The following is a 365-nucleotide window of genomic DNA, read 5'->3' as shown; positions in this document are numbered from 1 at the left end:
CGGTAAAGTATCTGCATCTACTTCAAAACCATGATTCTGACTGGTAATCACAACCCGGCCGGTATCCATATCCTGTACCGGATGATTGGCTCCGTGATGACCAAAAGGCATTTTGCGGGTTTTCGCCCCTAAAGCCAGACCAAGCAGCTGATGTCCCAGACAAATACCGAATAGTGGCAGTTTATGTGCCAGAATTTCCTGTACAGCTTTGATGGCATAATCACAAGGTTCCGGATCACCCGGCCCGTTAGACAAAAATACGCCGTCAGGATTCAATGCTAGTACTTCAGCTGCCGGTGTAGTAGCAGGAACCACAGTCAGACGGCAGCCCCGTTCCCTCAGCATACGCAAAATATTGGTTTTTA

1 protein-coding gene is annotated in these 365 nt (G+C 48.5%); it reads right to left on the bottom strand.

The features are described 5' to 3' along the window. Positions 1 to 365 (bottom strand): glutamine amidotransferase-related protein (locus tag FLQ44_RS17840; RefSeq protein ID WP_170253024.1); only part of this gene is annotated, 365 nt, incomplete at both ends.

The sequence above is a fragment of the Vogesella mureinivorans genome (genome assembly GCF_007644035.1).
GTDB classification, from domain to species: domain Bacteria; phylum Pseudomonadota; class Gammaproteobacteria; order Burkholderiales; family Chromobacteriaceae; genus Vogesella; species Vogesella mureinivorans.
This window is presented reverse-complemented; position numbering and strand designations above follow the sequence as displayed.